Origin of the sequence: Sphingomonas sp. CCH9-E2, from assembly GCF_001557215.1 — a bacterium.
Lineage (GTDB): Bacteria > Pseudomonadota > Alphaproteobacteria > Sphingomonadales > Sphingomonadaceae > Sphingomonas.
Window position 1 is genome coordinate 1 of the sequence record NZ_LSJM01000450.1, and the last position, 847, is coordinate 847.

Sequence of the window (847 nt, forward strand, 5' to 3'; positions counted from 1 at the left end):
CTTGCTGCCCACATGCTGCAAGCACACATGCCGGGGCAATCAGCGCCGCGATTCTGGCTCGGGTCATGGATCGACAACCCCGCACGCGGTGCGGTGTTCCGCAGCTTACCCTTCGCGCAGGGCGTAGCGGAGCTGATCGACCAGCGGCTTGGTGAGGTAGGACAGGATCGAACGACTGCCGGTCGACACGAACACTTCCGCCGGCATCCCGGCCTTGAGCGCGATATTGGGGTTGCGCGCCAGCGCTGCGGCATCGACGCGCACGCGGATTCGGTAAAAGGACTGGCGCGTGGCGTCGTCGCGGGTCAGTTCGGGCGACACGAAGATCAGCTTGCCCGGGACATCGGGCGTTGCCTGACGGTCGAGTCCGGAAAAGACGATGCGCGCGTCCTGGCCGGTGCGGACCTGATCGACATCCTGCGGACGGATGCGGGCTTCGATGACCAAGGTGTCGCGGTCGGGAACGATCTGCAGAATCGGCTGAGCAGCGGGCACCGCGCTGCCGACCGTGGTATAGGCGATCTTGTCGACCGTGCCCGATTGCGGCGCGCGCACGTCGCTCCGCGCAAAGGCATCGGCGGCGCTGGCGACGCGGACCTGCTGTTCGGTGATTTGCGCCGCGACCTCGGCGAGCTGGGTCGCGGCGTCGCTGCGCATATTCTTGGTGACGTTCAGGATCTGCTCGCGCGTTTCGGCGATGCGCGCGCGCGCTTGGGCGATGTTCGATTGCAGTGCGGCGCGGCTGCCCTCCAATTGCACCGCAGCGCGTTCGGCGCTGTTGAGGCGGTTGATTGTCACCAGCTGCTTTTCATGCAGCCGCCGCAGCCCCTCCAGCTCGGGCTCGATC

The 847-nt window shown here is 66.6% G+C and carries 1 protein-coding gene; it reads right to left on the reverse strand.

The annotated features are described in order from the left end of the window. Window positions 1-105: 105 nt before the first annotated feature. On the reverse strand, window positions 106-847 hold a 742-nt coding region (locus AX681_RS20090), incomplete at its 5' end, for an HlyD family type I secretion periplasmic adaptor subunit (RefSeq protein WP_197424332.1).